The 22,989-nt window shown below is 48.3% G+C and carries 19 protein-coding genes; 12 read left to right on the plus strand and 7 right to left on the minus strand.

What is annotated here, in order from left to right:
• The first annotated feature begins 376 nt into the window (after window positions 1–376).
• Both KJS94_RS10515 and KJS94_RS10520 read left to right on the plus strand, forming a co-directional pair.
• Window positions 377–757, plus strand: coding sequence for a PH domain-containing protein (locus KJS94_RS10515; RefSeq protein ID WP_214448803.1), 381 nt, complete (start codon window positions 377–379; stop codon window positions 755–757).
• Between the two features lie 123 nt (window positions 758–880).
• Complete coding sequence (locus KJS94_RS10520) at window positions 881–1,501, plus strand: hypothetical protein (RefSeq protein ID WP_214448802.1); 621 nt, start codon at window positions 881–883, stop codon at window positions 1,499–1,501.
• Between the two features lie 559 nt (window positions 1,502–2,060).
• Here KJS94_RS10520 and KJS94_RS10525 read toward each other — a convergent pair.
• Together KJS94_RS10525 and KJS94_RS18205 are read right to left on the minus strand one after the other, a co-directional pair.
• The gene (locus KJS94_RS10525) at window positions 2,061–2,792 is read right to left on the minus strand and encodes a hypothetical protein (protein WP_214448801.1); all 732 of its coding nucleotides are present in this window, start codon (window positions 2,790–2,792) and stop codon (window positions 2,061–2,063) included.
• 160 nt (window positions 2,793–2,952) lie between these two features.
• Complete coding sequence (locus KJS94_RS18205) at window positions 2,953–3,207, minus strand: PepSY domain-containing protein (protein WP_214448818.1); 255 nt, start codon at window positions 3,205–3,207, stop codon at window positions 2,953–2,955.
• A gap of 495 nt (window positions 3,208–3,702) precedes the next feature.
• Between KJS94_RS18205 and KJS94_RS10535 the strand changes: the two genes are divergently transcribed.
• Window positions 3,703–4,332, plus strand: coding sequence for a hypothetical protein (locus tag KJS94_RS10535; protein WP_214448800.1), 630 nt, complete (start codon window positions 3,703–3,705; stop codon window positions 4,330–4,332).
• Window positions 4,333–4,909: 577 nt separating this feature from the next.
• Here the strand turns inward: KJS94_RS10535 and KJS94_RS10540 are convergent.
• Window positions 4,910–6,142, minus strand: coding sequence for a PepSY-associated TM helix domain-containing protein (locus KJS94_RS10540; RefSeq protein WP_214448799.1), 1,233 nt, complete (start codon window positions 6,140–6,142; stop codon window positions 4,910–4,912).
• A 359-nt stretch (window positions 6,143–6,501) separates the two neighbouring features.
• Between KJS94_RS10540 and KJS94_RS10545 the strand changes: the two genes are divergently transcribed.
• Window positions 6,502–7,008, plus strand: a complete 507-nt coding sequence (locus tag KJS94_RS10545) for a ferritin (protein WP_214448798.1) — start codon at window positions 6,502–6,504, stop codon at window positions 7,006–7,008.
• Window positions 7,009–7,209: 201 nt separating this feature from the next.
• Here KJS94_RS10545 and KJS94_RS10550 read toward each other — a convergent pair whose 3' ends face one another.
• The gene (locus KJS94_RS10550) at window positions 7,210–8,169 is read right to left on the minus strand and encodes a helix-turn-helix domain-containing protein (RefSeq protein WP_239804364.1); all 960 of its coding nucleotides are present in this window, start codon (window positions 8,167–8,169) and stop codon (window positions 7,210–7,212) included.
• A gap of 199 nt (window positions 8,170–8,368) precedes the next feature.
• On the opposite strand from KJS94_RS10550, the gene gyrB reads away from it, so the two are divergent.
• The 5 genes from gyrB (at window position 8,369) to KJS94_RS10575 (ending at window position 15,744) form a co-directional block, all read left to right on the plus strand.
• On the plus strand, window positions 8,369–10,348 hold the full coding sequence (gene gyrB / locus KJS94_RS10555) for a DNA topoisomerase (ATP-hydrolyzing) subunit B (RefSeq protein WP_214448797.1): 1,980 nt from the start codon (window positions 8,369–8,371) through the stop codon (window positions 10,346–10,348).
• Between the two features lie 118 nt (window positions 10,349–10,466).
• Window positions 10,467–10,670: a hypothetical protein gene (locus KJS94_RS10560; protein ID WP_214448796.1), complete on the plus strand. Its 204-nt coding sequence runs from the start codon at window positions 10,467–10,469 to the stop codon at window positions 10,668–10,670.
• Window positions 10,671–10,736: 66 nt separating this feature from the next.
• Complete coding sequence (locus KJS94_RS10565; RefSeq protein ID WP_214448795.1) at window positions 10,737–12,683, plus strand: lectin-like domain-containing protein; 1,947 nt, start codon at window positions 10,737–10,739, stop codon at window positions 12,681–12,683.
• Between the two features lie 62 nt (window positions 12,684–12,745).
• On the plus strand, window positions 12,746–13,483 hold the full coding sequence (locus KJS94_RS10570; protein ID WP_214448794.1) for a 3-keto-disaccharide hydrolase: 738 nt from the start codon (window positions 12,746–12,748) through the stop codon (window positions 13,481–13,483).
• A gap of 44 nt (window positions 13,484–13,527) precedes the next feature.
• On the plus strand, window positions 13,528–15,744 hold the full coding sequence (locus KJS94_RS10575) for a T9SS type B sorting domain-containing protein (RefSeq protein WP_214448793.1): 2,217 nt from the start codon (window positions 13,528–13,530) through the stop codon (window positions 15,742–15,744).
• Between the two features lie 20 nt (window positions 15,745–15,764).
• Here KJS94_RS10575 and KJS94_RS10580 read toward each other — a convergent pair whose 3' ends face one another.
• The 3 genes from KJS94_RS10580 to serS all read right to left on the minus strand — a co-directional run bounded on the left by KJS94_RS10580 (window position 15,765) and on the right by serS (window position 20,299).
• Window positions 15,765–16,958: a DUF1501 domain-containing protein gene (locus KJS94_RS10580; protein ID WP_214448792.1), complete on the minus strand. Its 1,194-nt coding sequence runs from the start codon at window positions 16,956–16,958 to the stop codon at window positions 15,765–15,767.
• Window positions 16,959–16,976: 18 nt separating this feature from the next.
• A complete protein-coding gene (locus tag KJS94_RS10585) occupies window positions 16,977–18,422 on the minus strand; it encodes a DUF1800 domain-containing protein (protein ID WP_214448791.1) in 1,446 nt (481 codons plus the stop codon).
• Between the two features lie 608 nt (window positions 18,423–19,030).
• The gene (gene serS / locus KJS94_RS10590) at window positions 19,031–20,299 is read right to left on the minus strand and encodes a serine--tRNA ligase (protein WP_214448790.1); all 1,269 of its coding nucleotides are present in this window, start codon (window positions 20,297–20,299) and stop codon (window positions 19,031–19,033) included.
• Between the two features lie 1,057 nt (window positions 20,300–21,356).
• Here serS and KJS94_RS10595 point away from each other — a divergent pair.
• The 3 genes from KJS94_RS10595 (at window position 21,357) to gcvH (ending at window position 22,935) form a co-directional block, all read left to right on the plus strand.
• Window positions 21,357–21,704 carry a hypothetical protein gene (locus tag KJS94_RS10595; protein WP_214448789.1) on the plus strand — a complete coding sequence of 116 codons (348 nt, stop codon included), beginning with the start codon at window positions 21,357–21,359 and terminating at the stop codon, window positions 21,702–21,704.
• Window positions 21,705–21,723: 19 nt separating this feature from the next.
• Window positions 21,724–22,434: a peptidylprolyl isomerase gene (locus tag KJS94_RS10600; RefSeq protein ID WP_239804129.1), complete on the plus strand. Its 711-nt coding sequence runs from the start codon at window positions 21,724–21,726 to the stop codon at window positions 22,432–22,434.
• Window positions 22,435–22,554: 120 nt separating this feature from the next.
• Window positions 22,555–22,935, plus strand: coding sequence for a glycine cleavage system protein GcvH (gene gcvH / locus KJS94_RS10605; protein ID WP_214448788.1), 381 nt, complete (start codon window positions 22,555–22,557; stop codon window positions 22,933–22,935).
• The last annotated feature ends 54 nt before the right edge of the window (window positions 22,936–22,989 follow it).

The raw sequence follows: 22,989 nt of genomic DNA on the forward strand, positions 1-22,989 counted from the left end.
AAGCATCCAGATGTCAGCTCCTAATCAATTTGTCGAACAAGCAGTATCCCCAATATCAGGTTCTATATGAATGAAGCCCAACATAATTATTTACCAACCGCAAAAAGCGGATTTGTTTACTCCATTTCAATAGAATCTTGGACTTTAGTTGCTATAATATTATGCACTATGATATTAATCACTTATAAAGCGGTACAAAAAAGAAAAAGGAATTAATTTTCAAATTCCGCATTAAATATTCAAACAGATCACCCTCAACAAGCATTTCAATTTAAAGTCATTATAAGTTCGTCTATTTGAAAGGGAATTTATCAATTGCTATGCTTTTAAAAAATATTGCCAATAAAGCACCAAATAAAATAAAACTAAAAATACTATGGGATTGTTCTCAGCCTTACTTGGAAATGCCGGCGCAGTTAGCCAGGAAGAATTAATTAAAAAATATGGTCAGCTACTAACCCAAGGAGAAGAAATCGAATTAGGATTCAAACTAATCAGGGATACATTCATCTTTACTAACAAAAGACTGATCCTCGTAGATGTACAAGGACTTACAGGCAGTAAGATAGAATACAAGTCCATCAGCTATAAAAGCATTTCCAGGTTTAGCGTGGAAACAGCAGGAACTTTTGACCTGGATGCTGAATTAAAGATCTGGATTTCTAGCGAAGTGCAACCCAGCATAAAAAAGCAGTTCAACAAGTCAGTTAATGTTTATGAAGTCCAAAGGGTACTGGCTCATCATGTTCTGAAATAGTAATCCTCTGGGGTTTAAATTAAATACCTGGACCCAAAGGCTAATCCATAAATTTCTAAAGATCATTAGTACAGGAAAATCATTGCTCATAAAACCTGTTCCCCTTCTAAACATATAATCAACATGCACCCAAGTGCTACAAATGACCTTATCAATATTTTTTGGCAATCATTTAGTGAGAACGAATTGACCTATCGAAGAATAATTGATGACAACGATCCAGACCTAATTGATGCTATCTTAAATAGGCTCATGGAAATACAAAGAGGTCTAGCCGTAGAATTTGAGAAAAACAACAGCATATATTGTATGACTATTTCAGCGGATGGGGTTGAGGAAAATTTCGATATAGTACAAAAGATCATCCAGCATAGCCCTGCAATAGAAAACTGGCAATTCAATGCATTAAGACAACCCTATTCAAAAGACAGGATCAACAAACTGGTCATTACCGTTAATGGACATTCCCTTGATCCGAAGAAAATAATGTTCCTCCCTATTGTTGAAGAAGAGAAGCTCTATATCCAGATATTTTCAGCAGATATTACCGAAGAAAACATAAATGAAATTGGGTATGGTTGTTTAATGCTACTAGACAATATCATAGGCGAATATGCTTGTGTTAAAAAGGTATACGGATACGAGTATTACAATCTTTCTGAAGCTTCTGGACTCGAAGATGACCTTCAACCCTTGACTGAACTTGGGGAATTCCTTGAAAGCTATTATTCATCCACCCAATAAGTCGAATGCGCTATGGGTTTGGGTTAATGCCAGATACCCTTTGGTCTAAAAGGTAAGAGGCTCTTCAATTTAACAATTAAGCAACGATATACGAGGCTGGATTTCATCCTCCATTCATTGCTACAAATGAGCATACCCTATGGGGATGGGCAAGATGATACTAGGGAATTGAATACCAAGTAAGCTCCTGTTTATAGCCATCTATTTGTAATAGCATGAGTATGCTACCACTGATATGATTCAGCGGGGCACCCTTCGGGAGACCCAGATGGGGTTAAAGTGACATAGTTGGGATTAACGTCTAAAAAATGCTTCCCTCAGGCCGCTGCTGAATCATCCATCTCCACAACCGCTGGCCTGAACTTTTTCTTCCTCTTACGGTTCTACCAAAGGATAACGCCCGTAACCGGAAAGATTAACCCCAGCAGGCAGCCCATCTGGCACCCTGAAATTGAATCCTTTGGTTTGGTGATGGTCAGGTATTTCAACTCCTCTACTAACTCCTTTGACTCTTATACTAATTCCTGCAAGCCTAATACAGCAACACTGTTTATGCTTTCTACTCAATAGGTTGAATAATAAGATCATCCTTACCTTTTACAGCATTAAAGGAACGCACAACTATGGCGTATCTGAAAGGTTTTGAAACTGGCTTGAGGTATTCTTCAGAAAAAAACTCTCCCGCTAATGGGGTGGAAGCATTTATTCTATTCAAACTATCTAAAATTGCCACTTCATACCTGACCTTCTCGTCCGGAGGGTAAACCATATAAAGAAATACAACCGTCTTTACGCTATCCTTTACCAATCTATCAGCTGAAAAAAGGTTAATTAGATTTCCAGATTCATATTTTCCGGAGTCCGTATACCTCCTCTGATAAATAATGTTACCGCTAAAATCATAAAAACAAAAATGGTTAATTAGGCCCATAGAGTCGTATCCATAGGTATTGCCAACTGGCTTATCGAAATATAGGTAAGCTTTATGTACTAAACGATTTGATGTATCAAAACGATACATATACCCATTTTTAAATCCATTGGAATAGTTTACACTGTCTCTATGTGAACCACTTATTCGTATCACGGAAGGTCCATGCAGTAAACCATGTTTGTAAGTACGATAACCAATATCCCGATTCAAATTGTCATACACTTTTACAACACCATTGAACAGACGGTTTTCATCCATTTTGCCTTTTTCAGTTGTACCATCCGGATGGTTAACCATTTTGTCAATAGAATTGCATGACACAATTAATAGTATATAAAAAAACACTAGAGCTTTCATCAAAATATTTTTAACCCATCAGGGTCCCAAGAAAGGATCCTGATAACAATGTAAGAATTTCACTTATTAGTTCATCGGGGTCCCCTGCGGGAGACCCAATGGAGTTAAAAGAGGACCCTCATGGGGTTATAGAATAACTTCTTAAGGTAAAACACTTCTCTCACGCCGCTACCGAATCATCCATCCCTACCACCGCAGACCTTGACCTCTTCTTCCTCGTCCGGTTCCACCAAAGGATCACACCTGTAACCGGGAAACTTACCCCGAGCAGGCAGACCACCAGACCAATTAGCTTGGAGGGCAGGCCATAAATGGAAGCCACATGCACGGGCTTGAAAGTTGCCCTCGCTCTCAGTCCGGTATTCCGCTCACTCCATTTAAGACTGCCGGCTAGGGAGCCGGAATAAGGGTTCAGGAAAAAATGGCCTGTCGTCGATTAGTATTCTGAATAAATTGAGAGAACAGTAACGACGTAAACTGAATCGGAAGCAGAGGGCTTGTAACTAAAACACAATTACAAAATGTACAAGAAAATAAATACGGGATTTTTCCCCTTTCTCCTGATAAAACCGAACATTAACTTAGGAATGATATTAAATCAAACCCATTGAATTAAACCAGCGAAGCCCTCTTTAAATAAAATAACACATTTTAAATGAGAATAAAAATATTTGAATGCCGCCATCTACAAGTCTGTATCATGATATTTCACATCGATATCCTTCCTAAATAACAACTAAACATTTGAAAAGAACTGGACCGACAATATCAATAATCACAAATTGCAATATTTAAACCTTTGAAAAGATACAAACTTTTAAATTAAAGAGTACCTGGTAAACATCTCCTACTGTTTAGCGAATTGAAAACATTCATTTTCCAAAACTTCGAACAATATCAATTTTTGCATATGAAGAAAAATGTAATTCTTATACTATTATTTTTTTCAACCTCAATTGCATTCAGCCAGTACCATCTTAATGGGGTAACATTTGGTTTTGGGGCTGGATATAGCATCCTTAACGACGAACCAAGCAGCTATTCATTATCTACAGACAACAACAAAAATTTGATGGTGCAGCCGCTTTCTAAAAGTTCATTTGTCATTTCATCTGTAGTTTCAGTGAAACTACAGAAAATGGGAGTATCCCATGAAAACAAACTCGTAAAATACAAGTCTGAAGATAAATTTGAAGCAATAAAATGGTATGAAAGATTCTCAATAAATGCATCACTAAACCTTATCGAACTTTCAAATAGCGAATTGTCCTTTAATAAAAGTATAGACGGAGGTATTGGTTTAGGGTATTTTGTTTCGGAGAATGTCCAATTTGCAGTATTTTATGATATTGTAACAAGAAGACAACTCAGAGATTATATAATTAATGACTACTTAGGAAAGCCGATACCAAATGGAACTGAATATTATAATGCATTAGATGAAAATGACAATAATTTATATTACAACAAAACTTTTACTGGCACTTCATTTAAAATCATAATATCAATCGGCAATAAAAAACCAACTACAGGCTCTTGATTAAGTTAGGCATAAATCTTTGTTCGAATAACAATTGTACTAGTTTAAAGGATTACAGACCAAAAGTATATGATCAACTCTTCAATTTTCATTTTATACATCCAACAGCTAGCTCATCTTCCAACTACCCGTTGGTCATAAGACACAACGGGGGCGACGGGGGGGGTAATCATTTCAATACATAGTGGTACTCTTCAAGAGTCCCAGATGAATTTTCAACGAATAAAGATATTCGGGGTCGCCTACGGTCAGACATCGATGGGGTTAAAGTTCATCTTCCAACTGCCCGTTGGTCATAAGACACAGCGGGGGCGCCGGGGAATGTTAAATCTTTTCACCCTATAGTGGTACTCTTCAATAGTCCCCTCTGAATTTTCATCCAACTATTCATCAGGGTCCCCTGCGGGAGACCCTGCTGAGGTAAAAGTATATCGTCTCTGATACATCTGGATCCCCTGTGCAAAACCCTGATGTGGTAAAGATGTGGGTACACGGTAGCCCCTTATGGAGACCCGATGGGGTTAAATGAAGACCCTCATGGAGTTATAGAATAACGTCTTAATATAAAACACTTCCCTCACGCCGCTGCCGTATCATCCATCTCCACCACCGAAGATCTTGACTTCTTCTTCCTCGTCCGATTCCACCAAAGGATCACACCTGTAACCGGAAAGCTTACCCCGAGCAGGCAGACCACCAGACCAATGAGTTTGGAGGGCAGGCCATAAATGGAAGCCACATGCACGGGCTTGAAAATGGCGCGCACTCTCTGTCCCGTATTCCGCTCGCTCCATTTGAGGGTGCCGGCCAGGGCGCCGGTATAAGGGTCCAGGAAATACTGGTCGGTCGCCGATTCGTGTACTGCATCTAGGGGCAGGACGGTCACCTGGTAGGCGGAAACGAAATCCTTGGGTTTGGCGATGGTCAGGTAGCTCACCTCCCCTACTTGCTTTGTTGCCTTTTCCGCCACTTCCTGCCAGCCCAATACCGCCACACTGTCCAGGTAAGCGATCACGGGCAGCTTCTTTCCTTCCATGGGGGAATTGGTCACCCTATAGATGCCCTTGTTGAACCATTCGAAGGACCAGGCCAGTCCGGTAAAGGCGAGGATAAAGAGGACAATCGCTGAATAAAATCCAAGCACAATATGCAGGTCGTGGTTCACCCGCTTCCAACCCGCATCCCATTTCAGCTTCAGGCGCTGCAACAGCAGCTTCCTGTTCCTGGGCCACCAGAGGATGATGCCCGTGATCAATATGAAAAGGAATATGAGGGTGGAGCTACCAACGATCAACTTACCCGTATCGCCCACCAGCAACCAGCGATGCAGGTCCATCACCTTGTAAAAGAAACTCTCCCGGTAATTGAAGAGCTCCAAAACCTCACCGGTATAGGGGTTCACAAAGGCCGTCCTTCTTTCCCCGCCACCGGCACCCTTCTTCTCCCCTTTCTTTTCAGTCCCAGGCTTTGCAGCTTCTTCTCCCTGTACCGCTTTGCTATCACGGGCAAGACTAACCGAAGCATCCTTCCCTTTCTTTATCGTATAACTGAACTCCACCGAACGCCTGGGATCGGTATGGAACTTGATCGATTGGATCATCGCCCCGGGTTCCTGCTGCTTGATGGATGCTTCCATCACCGAAACAGGAACGGGCTGGCCAATGGCTTCCACGGAATACCGCCGCGGATGGAACAATTCCGTCAACTCCTTTTCAAATACCAGTAAAGCCCCGGTGAGACAGGTCACCATGATCACCAGTCCCGCGGCCAGTCCCAGGTACAAATGGATCCTCCTGAAGAATACTTTCATCGTTCGAGCTTAAAATTTTATAGCCAATAATAGTTGCAGTCTGTCCCCTGCGACTGCCTTCCTGTTCTTGTTCACAAATCCTTTTTCCATCCTCCCTCAAAAGCTTATAGCTCTTCGCCCGCATACCCTTCTTGCCAAAAGAATGAAAATACCAGGCGAATGCATTGCCGTTCATACAATCGGGAAAAAGGATTCCCTTTCTCACCACTTACCTGTAGCGGTTTGCCGGTCCATCTTCCCCACCGGGATCGCAAAGGAACATTCCCCCTGCTTAAGGGGACATTAAAATCCGGAATTCCATTTACGCATTCAGGAAAACCGGGCAAATGGTGATAACTTAGGTAACTAAATCAGATGCTATGTTAAGTGAAGCAATGGCGGCAGCCCTCAACAAGCAAGTTCAGCTGGAAGCAGCTTCCTCACAAGCTTACCTGGCCATGGCCTCCTGGGCCGATATCCAGCCTGGCCTGCAGGGGGTGACGGACTTCTTTTACCAGCAGTCCGATGAAGAAAGGATCCACATGTTAAAACTGCTGAAGTACGTCAATGAACGCGGCGGCTTCGGGGTGGTGCCCCCATTAGAGCAACCGATCCTTACCTTCCTCTCGCTGAAACGTGCTTTTGAAGAATTCCTGAAGCATGAATTAATCGTCACTGCCAGCATCAACGACCTGGTGCACCTGGCGCTGGCGGAGAAGGATTACGCGACCCATAACTTCCTGCAGTGGTACGTCACCGAGCAAATGGAAGAAGAGCGACTGGCCAGGACCCTCAACGAAAAACTGGAACTGATCGGCGAGGACAAGAGTGGTTTGTATTTGTTCGACAGGGATATCATGGCGTACAGGGGAACGGGTAAAGGGTGATGCATTACTACCTTTAAAGAGTATACGTAATTTTTTGTAACGCAAAGTTCGCAGAGGAACCGCAGAGAACGCAAAGCGGTGGCTGCGCCAATCTAAAGCATCCTTTGCCTGCCGATGCTAAAGCTAAGGCAGGCATTGCGCTCTTTGCGTGTACTTTGCGCCCTTTGCGTTATGCCTTTTTGAAACCGCTAACCTCTACCATCAATGCAACAACAACTCACAAGGCTTCAACCCCGTGTGTTTTTTGAACGCAGTAGAGAAATGTGAGATAGATGAATACCCCAGCATCATGGACACTTCCGTCACGCTGAGGCCCTTCTCGTAAAGGAGGTAGCGCGCGTGTTCCATCCGCTGGCTCTGGTAGAAATCGAAAATGGTAGTCCCGAACATCTCCTTGAAACCCTTCTTCAGGTAGCACTCATTCATCGCCACCTTACGGCTCAGTTCCTTGATGGTCAGGGGCTCGCCGATATGCTGCAGGAGGATCTCTCGGGCCATCGCCACTTTCTCCCGATCCGCCTCATTCGCCAGGAACTTACAGGTGAAGCCCACCGGCTCCTTATCCCCCAGCATGCATTCCAGGCTGTACAACAACAGCATCTGCAACTGCGCATTCAGGAAGATATTCTCCATGCTGCCCGAATAGTTATGGTTCAACAGGGCTTCCAGCACCATCCTCGTCCGGCTGCAGAGGGAAAGGGTCTTGGTGAAGGAAGAAGGATGGTTGAACCGCACGATATCATCCGGCAAAGTGGTCTTGCTCTTCTTCAGGGTGATGAACTGCGACAGGTGGGCCGGGGAGAAAACAAAACTCATCACGTCCACGCTATCCACCTTCTCGCCACAGGTCTTCGACTGGGAGAACTTACAGTTATCGCATTCGGTCTGCTTCTGCTGGCAATACATATTACCGGAAATGCAAAAGCGAAGCTCCAGGTAGTTCTGGCTGGGCTCATGGTCCACGCGGTGGTAGACCAGCATCCCCATATCATCGAGGTTCCAGGCCGTGTTCCTGCGGTAACGGTAAATGGAATACTGCACCGACCCGGGGATCTGCTGGTTCTTTTCCTGCAAGAGATCCATCTGGTCGTAGAGCACCGGCGATTTGCCGGCCATGGCCAAAATATCGGGGGCATGGTGCATGAGTCGACAAAAATACACCAAAACCCCCATTTGAAGGCCCACCACCGGTATTTGACAAAACCATGACCAGCAGCGGCTCCCGGACTGCCCGGAAAAGCTATCCTAAAGTTGTCCACAACCCCCGTTAAAACCCCTAAAAAAGCCCATCTACGGGGCCTTTTCCTTACATTTGCCAATAGCCCATTTATTAGTTAACAGCGAATTACAGAAGATCCGTATGAGCGTAGAATCACAAGAACAGGCCGTAGCCACCCCGGGCGGTTATGGTGCCGATAGTATCCAGGTGTTGGAGGGATTGGAAGCGGTGCGTAAACGCCCTGCCATGTACATCGGCGATATCGGGGTAAAAGGCCTTCACCACCTGGTATATGAGGTGGTAGATAACTCTATCGACGAAGCATTAGCTGGTTATTGTAAGAATATTTTCGTCACCATTCACGAGGACAATTCCATTTCCGTGCAGGACGATGGCCGTGGTATCCCTACCGCCATGCACAGCAAGGAAAAGCGCAGTGCCCTCGAGGTGGTCATGACCGTACTGCATGCCGGTGGTAAGTTCGACAAGAACACCTACAAGGTTTCCGGTGGTCTGCACGGTGTGGGCGTGAGTTGCGTGAACGCCCTGAGTTCCCTCCTGCACGTGACCGTACAGCGCGAAGGCAAGATCTTCGAACAGGAATACCGCATCGGTGTTCCCCAGTATCCCGTTCGCGAGATCGGTACTACCGATGTTACCGGAACCAAAGTGCATTTCTGGCCCGATGCCTCCATCTTCACGTCTACCGTTTACAACAAGGAAATCCTGGAAGGACGCCTCCGCGAACTCGCCTACCTGAACCGTCGCATCAGCATTACGCTGACCGACCTGAGGGAAAAGGATGAGAACGGCATCCCTTATTCCAAGAACTTCTTCAGCGAAGGCGGTATCACCGAATTCGTGGAGATGCTGGACCAGAGCGCCAACCGCACGCCCCTGATCGCCAACACCCTTTATGTGGAGGGCTATGACGAAGGAACGCATGTGTCGGTGGAGGTTGCCCTGACCTATAATAACGACTTCAAGGAGCATATCTTCTCCTACGTTAACAATATCAACACCATTGAAGGCGGTACGCACGTGACCGGTTTCCGTCGCGCATTGACCAGGGTCTTCAAGAGCTATGGCGATAAGGAAGGCATGTTCGAGAAGGCCAAGATCGAAGTGGAAGGCGATGACTTCCGCGAGGGCCTGAGCGCGATCGTTTCCGTAAAGGTTCCCGAGCCCCAGTTCGAAGGCCAGACCAAGACCAAGCTGGGCAACAGCGAAGTGAGTGGTGTGGTGGAAACAACCGTAAGCCGCGTGCTGGAAGCCTACCTGGAAGAGAACCCCAAGGAAGCCAAGAACGTGATCAGCAAGGTGATCCTTGCCGCACAAGCACGTGTGGCCGCGAAGAAGGCCCGCGAGATGGTACAGCGTAAGACCGTTCTCAGTGGCGGTGGCCTGCCGGGTAAACTGGCCGACTGTTCCGAAAGGGATGCCGAGCGTTGCGAGCTCTTCCTCGTCGAGGGTGACTCGGCCGGTGGTACTGCCAAGCAGGGCCGCGACCGGAATTTCCAGGCCATCCTGCCCTTGAGGGGTAAGATCCTGAACGTGGAGAAGGCCATGGAGCACAAGATCTACGAGAACGAAGAGATCAGGAATATGTACACCGCCCTCGGTGTGACCATCGGTACCCCCGAGGACCCCAAGGCACTGAACCTGACCAAGCTTCGCTACCATAAGCTGATCATCATGACCGATGCCGATGTGGATGGTTCCCACATTGCCACGCTGATCCTCACTTTCATCTATCGTTATATGAAGGAGATGGTAGAGCAGGGTTATGTATATATTGCCCAACCGCCCTTGTACCTGGTGAAGAAAGGCAAGGAACAATCCTATGCCTGGAATGAAGAACAGCGCAAGGCATGGGTGGAAAAGCTGGGTGGTGGCAAGGAAGAAAGTGTGACCGTTCAGCGTTACAAGGGTCTTGGTGAGATGAACGCCGACCAGTTGTGGGATACTACCATGAATCCCGCGACCCGCACACTGAAGCAGGTTTCCATTGAAAGCGCAGCCGAGGCCGACAGGGTATTCAGCATGCTGATGGGCGATGAAGTAGCGCCACGCCGCGAGTTCATCGAGACCCATGCACGCTATGCCAAACTGGATGTGTAAACCATTTCAGGTTGATGCCGACCGGGGGCCTGGCTGAGTTTTGTTTTACCAGTTCAGATTTTTTGGTTAGCTTGACCTACCATTAAACCATTAATTTTTAATCTTTAAAACAATAATCATGGCAGATATCAAATTGACAGCATACAACGTAAAGACCAAGGAGAAGGGCGTTGAGATCAAGGATGCAGTGATCACCAAGACTGCGAGGGGTGGTTATATGGCCCAGGGCAATGATGGCAAAGGCAACAAGCTGACCACTATGCTGAGCGAAGCCAATGCATTGGCTGCCATCAAGGCCGGTATTGCGAAACAAGGCTGGTAATTGAAACAATATTCCGTTTGACAAACATCATTCCTTCCACAGGAATGATGTTTTTTTATAGGGGAAATGAAACCATTGAAAAGGATAGCACTGTTGTTCATGCTTTTCCTGGGCAGCCTTGCGGCAAAAGCCCAGCGACAGGCCGTGGACAGTCCCTATATCCTCAATGGTGCCGCCCTGAAAGAGAACTGCAACTGCTATACCATTACCCCCGACGAATTCACGAAATCCGGCTCCGTTTGGAACATCAACAAGATCGACCTCACCCAGTCCTTTGATTTTAGTTTCGAGGTCTTCCTGGGCTGCACCGATGCGCAGGGCGCCGATGGGATCGTATTTGTCTTGCAGCCCATCAGCACCAGTGTAGGCTCCACCGGCGAGGGTTTGGGCTTTGAAGGCATCACTCCTTCGATCGGGGTAGTACTGGATACCTGGCAGAATGGCAACCTTGCCGATCCCGGCTTTGACCATATCAGCATCCATCGCGATGGCGACAATAACCACAATAGTCCGAATAACCTTGCCGGCCCTATCAGTATCCTGCCCAATAGTAGCAATATCGAGGACTGCCAATGGCATAGTTTCCGCATCAGGTGGAACCCTGCTACCAGGGAGATCGCGACCAGTGTGGATGGCGTGGAAAGACTCCGAGCAACAGTTGACCTGGTGAACGATGTGTTCAAGGGCGACCCCAAGGTATTCTGGGGCTTTACCGGAGCTACCGGCGGGGCGAAGAACCAGCAACGGTTCTGTACTTCGCTGAACCCGGTCTTCAGTTTCCCTCCTGACCAGGTCTTCTGTTATCCAGCTACCATCGAGATCGTTGACCAGTCGAGGTCCTTTGGCCGGATCGACCAATGGTACTGGGATTTTGGCGATGGGAGGAAGGACACCACTGCTACCCCATTACCCCACACCTACTCACAGCCAGGCATATACGATATCAGCCTCAGCATCCTGGGCGCGAATGGATGCGTATCAGAAAAGTTCACCCGGAAGGTGACCATCGGCACCATTCCGCGTCCGGCCTTCCAGGTACAGGATCCCTTATGCGAAGGGGATGTCCTTACCCTACAGGATATTTCCACCGTGGAAGTCGGGACCATCAACCAATGGACCTGGACCATCAATGGCAATAGCTTCTCAGGCCAGCAACCGCCATCCCAACCCACTATTGTTGGAGTCCCCCAGACCATTTCCCTGGCACTTAAAACAGCAGAAGGTTGTGAAGCGGTCTCACCCATTAGGACGGTGAATACTTTCCCCAGGCCGGCAGTCAATTTTGACCCGGCCGAAGCCTGTGCGGGGCAAACCATTGAACTGGTAGGCCAGGACCTTCGACCAGCTGTTCCCATCAACCAATGGAACTGGATCATCAACAACCAGCTGAGGACCGGCAATTCGGTTATCCTGAACAGTAATCGCGCGGCAGAACTCACCGTTCAGCTCTTTGCCGAATCCGACCAGGGTTGTCCCAGCGATACCATTACGCAGGTGATCAGGTTCTACCAGACCAGGGCCTTCGCCGGTAATGATACCATCGCGGCCATTGGCGAACCCATCCAGTTGAATGGAAGTGGCGGGACGAGTTTTCAATGGACGCCGGCAACCGGGCTGTCTGACCCCAGCATCCCGAATCCGGTGGCAACACTGAACCAGAATACCAGTTACGTTCTGACCGCTTCTTCCCCTATTGGTTGCGAAACCCGCGACACCATTAATATCAAGGTCTACAAAGGCCCGGCCATTTATGTGCCGAATGCCTTCACTCCCAATGGCGACAATAAGAATGACCGCTTCAGGTTCACGGCCGTGGGTATGCGAAAACTTCATTATTTCCGGATCTACAACCGCCTCGGCCAGTTGCTATTCGACAATACTTCCAACATAGGTTGGGATGGCAAACTGAATGGTCTTGACCAACCCGCCGGTAACTATGTCTGGATGATCAGCGGGGAGGACAATAACGGGAAGGCCTATGTCCAGAAAGGCAGCTTCATCCTGGTCAGGTAATTACAGGAGCGGGCAAGCCTCCTACCGAAAGAATGATTATTTTTAAGGATAACATTCGTCCAATGAACAGATATCTCTTCATCCTGACAATCGCCCTCGGCATGACAGCAAGCTCCCATGCACAACAGCAAGGTGACCCCAAAGCCACAGAAGTATGGACACCCGTTCCCAAGGTGGTGGATCCCGGTAACACAAGCAAAGCACCATCAGACGCGATCGTGTTGTTTGACGGCAAGAACCTTGACCAATGGGTAAGTGCCAAGGACGGCGGAAAGGCCGGCTGGACCATCGAGAATGGCGTGCTTACGGTAAAGGCTGGCGCGGGAGATATCAAGACGAAGGATGTATTTGGCGATTGCCAGTTGCATATCGAATGGCGTACTCCGGCCAAGGTCGAAAGCGAAGGCCAGGGTCGTGGCAACAGCGGCATCTTCTTCATGCAACAATACGAGCTCCAGGTATTGGACAGCTACAATAACCAGACCTATAGCAATGGCCAGGCCGGTAGTCTGTACAAGCAACATATGCCCCTGGTGAATGCCTGTCGCCCTCCGGGAGAATGGCAAACCTACGATGTGATCTTCACGGCCCCCAAATTCAAGGAAGATGGTAGCCTGTTGTCGCCCGCACGTGTTACGGTATTGCACAACAATGTGCTCATCCAAAACAACGTGGAGCTGAAAGGCAAGACGCTCTATATCGGCCAGCCTTTTTACGAGAAGCATGGACCCGGCAGCATCCAGTTGCAGGACCATGGTAATCCAGTTAGTTACAGGAATATCTGGCTGAGGAAGCTATAGCCTATTTCTCCCCCGCGTCCTTTTTTTGAACCTAAAACCTTATCATGAATCGCATTTTCAGCTACTGGCTGATCATCCTTACCATATTTGTATTTACACTGCCATCAAAGGCCCAGCGAATCTTCATCAACAGTAACGACTCCTTGTATGAGGTGAATATCTCCCAAGGACTTTGCAGCACTACGAAGGTGCAAGGAATATGCAGTCAGCTCTATGAAGAAAAGCTCTACAGCATTGCCTTACACAAGGACACGCTTTACGTGATCACCGGGAACAACAATAATGTATACCGGTTGAATGTAAATGAGCCGGGCAATTGTGTCTATGTAGGAAGATTCATCGATAGATATCAACTCGGAACATCCGTTAATGCATTTACAGCTGATAAGAATGGGATACTGTATGGGATCAGCGGCCTGACGAGTGAACTGCTCCGATTGGATCCGAAAACCGGTGTGTCCACCAATCTGGGCAGGTTGCCTGGTTTAAGTCAACCGGGCGGGGACCTAATCTTTTTTAAGGACAAACTCTACCTAACCACCTACTATGAAACCATTTTAGAGATCGATATTGAACAGCTGCAAAACAGTAAGGTCTTTCTTGACCTGAAGGGAACCAGAGCGTTTGGTCTCATCAGTTTTCCTTCCACCTGCACCAGCAATCGCTACTTCGCCATAAACTCAGATTCCGAACTGGTGGAACTGGATTTGGAGAATAAAAAGATACTGGACACTATCTGCAAATATAACTTCAGAGTTTACGATGGCGCCAGTTCGGTAGAATCAGGGAATACATTGGGTGTGACCATTGACAGTATTTTGCTAACCGTTCCTTGTAATGATCCTGTTACAAGGACGGGCAGTGTTCGCGTAGTAGCAGGAACAGCCAGTAGCGGTAACCTTAACTATACCATCAACGGTATCACCAATACAACAGGTATATTCAATGGCCTGCCCTTAGGCAATTATACCATCAAGGTTAGCAATGACAAGGGCTGTAGCACTGACTCCAGCTTTTCCCTGACCACAGGTATTTCACCGGATATTCGCCTTGCCATCAACCATCCGCTGAATTGCCAGGTCACGGATGGAAGTATCGCGGTAAATGCACAATCCAACTACCTTCCATTGCAATATGCTTATAATGGGAGTGCCTTCTCAACCGTCAACACTATTAAAGACTTGGATTCAGGTAAAGTGGCTATTTCCATCAGGGATGCTTCGGGATGCCAGGTAGATACATCAGTCAGCTTATCCTACCGCGAGAAGCCAGCATTCCTCCAAAGCATCAGCAGTACACCCTCACAATGCCTTTCAACCAATGGCAGCATTACCCTGACCATAGCACCCGGTACCACCAATTATAAAGTTTCATTGAATGGTAGTACCCCGGAAGCGAGGAATTTTTTCAATAACCTTGCAGAGGGCAGCTATGCCATCAGCATTACTGATGCCAAGGGATGCGCCATAGATACCAGCTGGGTGGTAACAAATATTAAAGACCCACAACCGCAATGGCAGGTGGAAGTAACCGATGAACATTGCAAGGAAAACAATGGATCGGTTACCGTAACCATCAACGATCCCGCCAACACCTACCAGTATAGCTTGAATAACGGGACTTTCAGTTCTGTCAACCGTTTCGCTAGCCTGGCACCCGGCACCTATCCTTTGGAAGTAAGGAACCAAAATAGCTGTGTATGGGATACTGCAATTACCATACGCCCTTACGAACTTGAACCCGTTAATCTCACTATTAACAAAACAGATGCCACCTGTAATGAACCATCGAAGGGTAGCCTGCAATTCAGTGTGGATGGGACCGCAGGACCTTACAACATCAGGGTAAACAGCCGGAATTATCCAAATAATGGTTCACTCAACAATTTAAGCTTAGGCAACTATTTATTGGAGGTGTTTGATAACAAGGGATGCCTGGTGGAGGATAGTACTGTTGTGATCAATTTGCTGGAGTTGCCTGAATGCGATAACCTTTACCTTCCCAATGCCTTTACCCCAAATAATGATGGGAAGAACGATACTTACAAAGCGAAAGGTAATCCATTTATCAGGGATTTCAATTTGAGTATCTATAACCGGTATGGACAACTGGTGTTCAGTTCCAATTCCATCCAGCAGGCATGGGACGGGCGTTTGGCCGGACAGGGCCAACCCAGCGGCACCTATGTGGTGAATGTCCAGTACACCAATTACAAAGGGGAGAAGAAAAAACACCGATCCACGCTTACACTGATCAGGTAGTATACTGATGGATTTCGTGATTAAATAAATTGCAAGGGCTTGAAACTGGCTCCCAATACCTCTTTGGACGGATGGCTCAACCATTTGTCGAGCAGGGTGGCATAGACCTGCCTGAAATCAACGCTGTATTTCAAGTCCCCATCATCGAGATCCGCAAGGTTGGGCAAGTCATTGATCATTCCTTTTTGTTTCAGTCCACCGCCGATGACAAACATAGTATTGGCTGTGCCATGGTCTGTTCCCCCACTGGCATTCTGGGCTACCCTCCTGCCGAATTCTGAAAAGGTCACCAGCAGCACATCCTTGAAACGCCCATAGGCTTTGAGGTCCTTGATGAAGGCTGCCACCGCATCATTCATTTCGGTGAACAACCTTCGCTGCTGGGCATCCTGCGCAATATGCGTATCAAAACTTCCGTGCGATACATAATAGACCCTGGTATTGATACCTGAATTAATGAGGGAAGAAATGGTCTTCAGGCTCTTGCCCAATGCGGTTGCCGGATAGGAAGCCGATGAGGACTTTTCCTTACTGGCCTTGAAAATATAATCGGCACTGCTTAAGGTATCTGCCAATGTCTTGTACAGATAATCCGCAACCGGTTCATGATGGTGGTGGTCCTCCACTAATGCTTCATAGAATGGATTGCGTGCAGTCTGGTACAACCTGGCCGGGTCCTTCATGGCCAGGCCATTCAGTTGCTTCCCTTTTAGCGCAAGACTCAATACATCATCCAATTCCAAGACCTGTGTGGGATGGTCACAGCCCTTACATTGAGCATCGAGATAGCGACCCAGCCATCCGGTATCGAGATAGGTCTTGCTGTCACTGGCCGTATGCCAGATATCCATGCTCCGGAAATGGGAACGATCGGGATTGGGATACCCCACACTGTTGAGGATCGCCATCTCCCCATTCGCATAAAACTCACTAAAGGCAGGCAAGGCAGGATGGATACCAGCTTCATCATTCAATCGCAGGCTATCCTTCATCCTGATGCCCAGCTTTGGCCTGGCTGCATAATAGAGGTCATTACGGTAAGGGATAACCGTATTAAGGCCATCATTGCCGCCACTGAGTTGCAGCACCACCAGCACCTTCTCCCCTGCTGGGAATGGTTTTTCCACCGGCATGGCTTTCAGGAAGGCGGGTACAAATAGTGAAGTACTGGCCATTGATCCTGCCTTTATGAATTCCCTTCTTTTAATAAGCATGATTAAGGTTTTGGGTGATCAGCAGAGCTGGTATTCCGGACAGCTCATCAAACGGATGGCTGCCTGGATGATCATTGATTCCTTGTCGGATGGATGGATGTATTGATTGACCAATGCATGGTCTGGATATTGACGACTCTGCAAAAGCCAGGCGGCCAGTTGATCATAGGCTTCTTTTTCCTTGTAAGAGGAGAACCGCTTTAGAAAAGCAGGCCAATCCACTGTTGCCTGCAAGCCTTTCCCATTGGCAATTCCCAGTCCAGCCCCCGCCTGCCTGCGACCCATCATCTGGTCATCATCATCCTTGGGTTGCATGGACAACACATCCTGTCCCGCTACCAATTGGGGCAGGCGCATCCGCAGCAAAAGGGAAGAACTATCGATCCATGACCTTCCTCCGGGCCATCCCGCAACACTGGGAGGATAGAACAATAATTGTCCCATCAATCGCTGTAACAAGAGTTGGACTGCATTATCCTGCAACTGCAGGGGAAAAGTTCGCCTGATGCCCACCCATAATTCCACCGGTGATTTGATCCTGGCCCCGATATTCTTGTCTTCATAAAACCATGTCGAGGTAAAGATGGCACGCAGGAGCGAAGGGATATCATAACCGGATTGGTAGAATGATGCAGCCAGTTGGTCCACCCTTTGTTCATCGACCACATCGTTCACAAAAAAGGCATAGAGTTTCCTCGTTATGAAACGTGCGGTCTGCGGCTGTTCCAACAGCATACTAATGATATCATCCCCATCAAAATTTCCGGTCCTACCCAGGAAGGTCTTGCTACCCGCATCATGCACAAATTTCCGGAACACGAAGTCGCCGTTCAGGTTGGCGCCCCAGCCGGTAAAGGCCCTTGCTGCTTCCTTCACATCCTCCTCGGTATAATGTCCCCTGCCCATGGTGAAGAGTTCCATCACTTCACGGGCAAAGTTCTCGTTCGGGTGGTCCTTCCTGTTCTGGTTGTTGTTGAGGAAGTTGATCATGGCAGCGCTCTTGCTGACGGCACGCAGGAGTTCCCCGAAATTACCCAATGCATGGGTCCTGATCTCGTGCAGCAATAACTGCTGGTAGAAGATGTTCAGGTTGCGGCAGGCAAAATGCCCATGCCAGAAAAAGGCCATCTTCTCGCGCAGCTGCGCATCACTGTTCACCATTTCATCGAGCCAGTAAAGGTTCAGGTTCTTGAGGTCTTCCCTGCTTTGTTGCCGCAAGGCCTTCTTCTGCTCATCGGTCAATTCCATGCGTTGCTGGCGTCCGATCTCATCGATGCCCTTGGCCAAGCCATTAAAGGCATTGCCCGCCACATTGAGGTAGACCGGTTTTTTGGCAGAAGCTTTCAGCAAAGCCTCGAAGTATTGGCCGGGTCGGGCTTTCCTGACCTGGTCGAACTCGGCGATATGCGGCCCAAAGGCCGCGCGCCATAAGAGGTGTTGGTTATGTTGTTGCAGTTGCTCCAATGGGTAGAGTTGTGGTAATAGGACCGTTTAGGGATGGAAAGGTTTAAACGGAAGCGGGATAGTAAATATTTCATCAGGGGCTTTGAAGGAGACCCAGAAGGGGTAAAAAATGATGGGTCCACATTGGCGCAGCCAATGCTTTGCGTTCTCAAAAACCCCTCAAAAGCTAGCCCACTCTTTTGCCTGCCCCAACAGCACTGTTGTGGGCGGCCTTCGCGATAAAAAAAATGAAACTTGAACCTTTTACCTCAGCGGGCGAGGCCGACGGGAACCGATGGCTAGAATGTGCCCCCATACGCTGTACTACGAGGGCAGGTGTGAAAATGTGGGCATGTGGATACCCCCGTCGCCCCCGTTGTGTCTTATGACCAACGGGCAGTTGGAAGAAGCACATCAGGGAAATCGCACAACAGCAGCTAAAGTTGATAATGGCTATCGTTGGGAGCTGTTGGTGATAACACACAACAGCGGCGCAGGGCATAATCTACCGTTACACCTCAGCGGGCGTGGTCGAAGTGGACCCTGATGGGGTCAGGAAACATCACCAACAAAACAAAAAAAGGCGTGCCGTCAACCGACACACCCTCTATAAAAAATCATGTTATTGCTTAGCCGATCTTCTCCGCACCAAAATAACTATGCAGCACTTTCGGAAGCTTAATACCTTCCTCCGTCTGGTTGTTCTCCAGCAAGGCCGCGAGGATCCTGGGCAGGGCCATGGAGCTGCCATTGAGGGAATGCAGCAACTGCGGCTTACCGTTACCATCCTTGAACCTGATCTTCATCCGGTTGGTCTGGTAGGATTCGAAATTGGAAACAGAACTCACTTCCAGCCATTTTTCCTGCGCGGCGCTGTACACTTCAAAATCATAGGTCAGGGCAGAAGTGAAGCCCATATCGCCGCCGCACAACCGAAGAATGCGGTAAGGCAGTTCCAGCGACTGGATCAATTGCTCCACATGCGCCACCATTTCATCCAGCACTTCATAGCTCTTATCGGGATGCACCAATTGCACGATCTCCACCTTATCGAACTGGTGCAGGCGATTCAATCCCCTTACATCCTTACCATAGCTTCCCGCTTCGCGCCTGAAACAGGGCGTATAGGCAGTCATCCTGATAGGCAGTTCGGTATCCTTCACGATCTCATCGCGGTAGATATTGGTCACCGGTACCTCAGCAGTCGGGATGAGGTAGAAATTATCTGCAGTGGCATGGTACATCTGCCCTTCCTTATCCGGCAGCTGGCCTGTTCCATAGGCAGAAGCCTCATTCACCATATAAGGAGGCTGGAATTCTTCATATCCGGCAGCGGTATTGTAATCCAGGAAATACTGGATCAACGCGCGTTGGAGTTTGGCACCCTTGTTACGGTAAACAGGGAAGCCACTGCCGGTGATCTTATTGCCCAGTTCAAAATCGATCAGGTTATATTGCTGCACCAGGTCCCAGTGCGGTTTGGCGCCAGCATGCAAGGCCGGCTTTGCACCGCCTTCCCTTACCACCACATTATCCTCCGGGGTTTTACCCAGGGGAACGAGGGATGAAGGCAGGTTGGGGATCTGTACCAGTATATTGTGGATAGATTGCTCAATGGCATCCAGTTCGGCAACATCGTCCATTTTGGCCTTCAGCGAAGCCACTTCCTGCTTCAGTTTCTCAGCTTCTTCCTTTTTTCCTTCCCGCATCAATCCACCGATCTCCTTGGAAGCCGCGTTCACCCTGGATTGCAGCTCATCGCGCTCAAACTGGAGCTTGCGGCGGCGTTCGTCCAGTTCTACCAGTTCATCCACCAATTCGGGTTTGGGGAAACGCTTCACTGCCAGTCTTTCTTTCACCAGCTCCACGTTCTGACGGATAAAATTCACCTGTAACATCTCAGAATATTTGCGGCAAAGATAACCGGGAACGAAGGACATGAGGAAATGTGGGGATGTGAAAATGTGGAAATCTGGGTTTTCGCCAACCAGGGGAGGATTCCATCGCCACCACGTTGCTACAGATAAGCAGCCCCGCTGGGGCTGGGGAGCATCACCAACGCGTTGTTTATACCTCAGCGGGGTCTCCTGAAGGGGCTACAGTCCACCCACATCATTTATACCTCAGCGGGGTCTCCCGAAGGGGACCCCGATGTACAAATGGCGAAATATTTATGCACCCAATAGATAATCTCATCTTCCAACTACCCGTTGGTCATAAGACACAACGGGGGCGACGAGGAGTAACTCTTTTCACCCCAAAGTGGTACTCGACAAGAGCCCCCGATGAATTTTCAACCTATCATTCATCCGGGTCCCCTGCGGGAGACCCTGCTGGGGTAAGAAACTCACACCCCCTAACCTCAGCGGGGTCTCTCGAAGAGGACCCCGATGATCCTCCATCCTACTATTCATTATGTTCTCGTTTGGGAGATCCTGATGGGGGATGGAATATTATTCTTATACCTCAGCATGCGCGGTCGCATAGGACCCGATGAATTTTCATCCTACTATTCATCAGGGTCCCCTCCGGGAGACCCTGCTGGGGTGAAGATGTGAGTACACAGTAGCCCCTCCGGGAGACCCTGCTTAGGTGAAAATTGGTTGGATCTACATTGGCGCAGCCAATGCTTTGCGTTCTCAAAAACCCCTCAAAAGCTAAAGCATTCTTTGCCTGCCCCAACAGCACTGTTGCGGGCGCCCTTTGCGTTAAAAAATGAAAGTTAAGCCTCCATCCTACCATTCATCAGGGTCCCCTCCGGGAGACCCTGCTGGGGTGAGATGGCGTGAAAATTGGTTGGGTTCACATTGGCGCAGCCAATGCTTTGCGTTCTCAAAAACCCCTCAAAAGCTAAAGCATTCTTCGCGCTCTTTGCGTTAAAAAAGTACTGAAAGTTCCACTCCCATCCCCCATTCCAATTGCCGCAGATCGATCCTTCCGGTCTATCTTTGCGGCATGAATGTACAAGACGACCTGCAGACCCGCTGGTGGACCCTGGAAGCGAAGCTGGTAGAAAGATTTGGGAAGAAGCCGGACATGGAGACCATCCTCTTCCTGATCGGCATCCAGGAATTCGGGGAGATCAGGCCCAGCTTTTCCAAGGAACAAAAACAGGACCTGATGCATGTGGCCGTTTGCTCGCTACTGTCCAAAAGCGGCTATTATGAACTGGAATCCGTGGACGAAGACGGCTGGCCCCATTTCAAACAGCTTAAACCCTTACCTGTCCTCAATCCCAAGGAGCAGGAGGATTTTCTGAAAGACCATGTTTTATTGTATTTTGACACCCAGGACCATTCTTAAAAGGTCCCGTTAATTTTCCATGAGAAATATTGTATTGGCTACAGGAATGGCCTGTTGTTCCCTATTGCTTGCAGGATGTTCCGCCAGCAAAAACGGCAGGCCTACCAAAGCAGACCTCCGCAAGGACATATTGCTCGTAACCACCAAGGGAAATATCCAGCTGAGGCTAGCTGACCAGACCCCGCTGCACCGGGATAATTTCATTAAACTGGTAAAGAACGGCACCTACGACAGCGTGCTTTTCCACCGGGTGATCCAATCCTTCATGATCCAGGCAGGTGACCCCGGCAGCAAGAGGGCCAGCGATACCGCCCGTTTGGGGAGCGGCGACCTGGGCTACAAGGTACCGGCCGAATTCAGGCCGGATCTCTTCCACCGGAAAGGTGCCCTCGCTGCCGCCAGGATGGGCGATGAGGTGAATCCCCAGAAAGCCAGTAGCGCCAGCCAATTCTATATCGTCCAGGGCAGGGTATTTAACGATGCCGGACTTGATTCAGTGGAAACCTTTCGCCTGAAAGGCAGGAAGCTGCCCGCCGCCCACCGTGAGGTGTACAAGACCATCGGCGGGGCGCCCCACCTCGATTCCAATTACACTGTCTTCGGGGAAGTGGTAAAAGGCCTGGAAGTGGTGGACAGTATAGCAGCAGTACCCACCAGTGGCCGCCAGGGTGGCGACAGGCCCCTCAGCAATGTGAGGATCCTGAAGGCGAAAATGGTAAAGCGCAAGTGAGGCCCGGTAAAAAGATATTGTCGTTCCGTTACCCTTTCATTAAACAGTCAGGGCAAAAATTTCCCTGCTGCACCTAAACCAGAAATATTTCCCAATATTTGCACAACAAAATTTCACGTCATGAATTTTCCTGATAATCTCCGTTACACCAAGGACCACGAATGGATCAGTCTGGAAGGCAACGTTGCTACCATTGGAATCACTGATTTTGCCCAGGGTGAATTGGGTGACATTGTTTATGTAGAAATCGAAACAGTGGGCAAAAGCCTCGATGCTGAAGCTGTATTCGGAACCGTTGAAGCAGTAAAGACCGTATCTGACCTTTACCTGCCAGTGGCCGGAACCATCAATGAAGTTAACCCTTCCCTGGGTGCCAATCCTGAACTGGTGAACAGCGATCCTTACGGAGAAGGCTGGATGATCAAGATGACCGTTAACAACCCTGCTGATGTAGAGGCATTGATGGATGCCGCTGCCTACAAGGCCCTGGTTGGTCAATAATAACTCGGGAAAGGGAGTGGCTTGGGTCACTCCTTTTTTCTTTCTATTCCAGTC

Source organism: Flavihumibacter rivuli (genome assembly GCF_018595685.2).
In the GTDB taxonomy this organism is placed as follows: domain Bacteria; phylum Bacteroidota; class Bacteroidia; order Chitinophagales; family Chitinophagaceae; genus Flavihumibacter; species Flavihumibacter rivuli.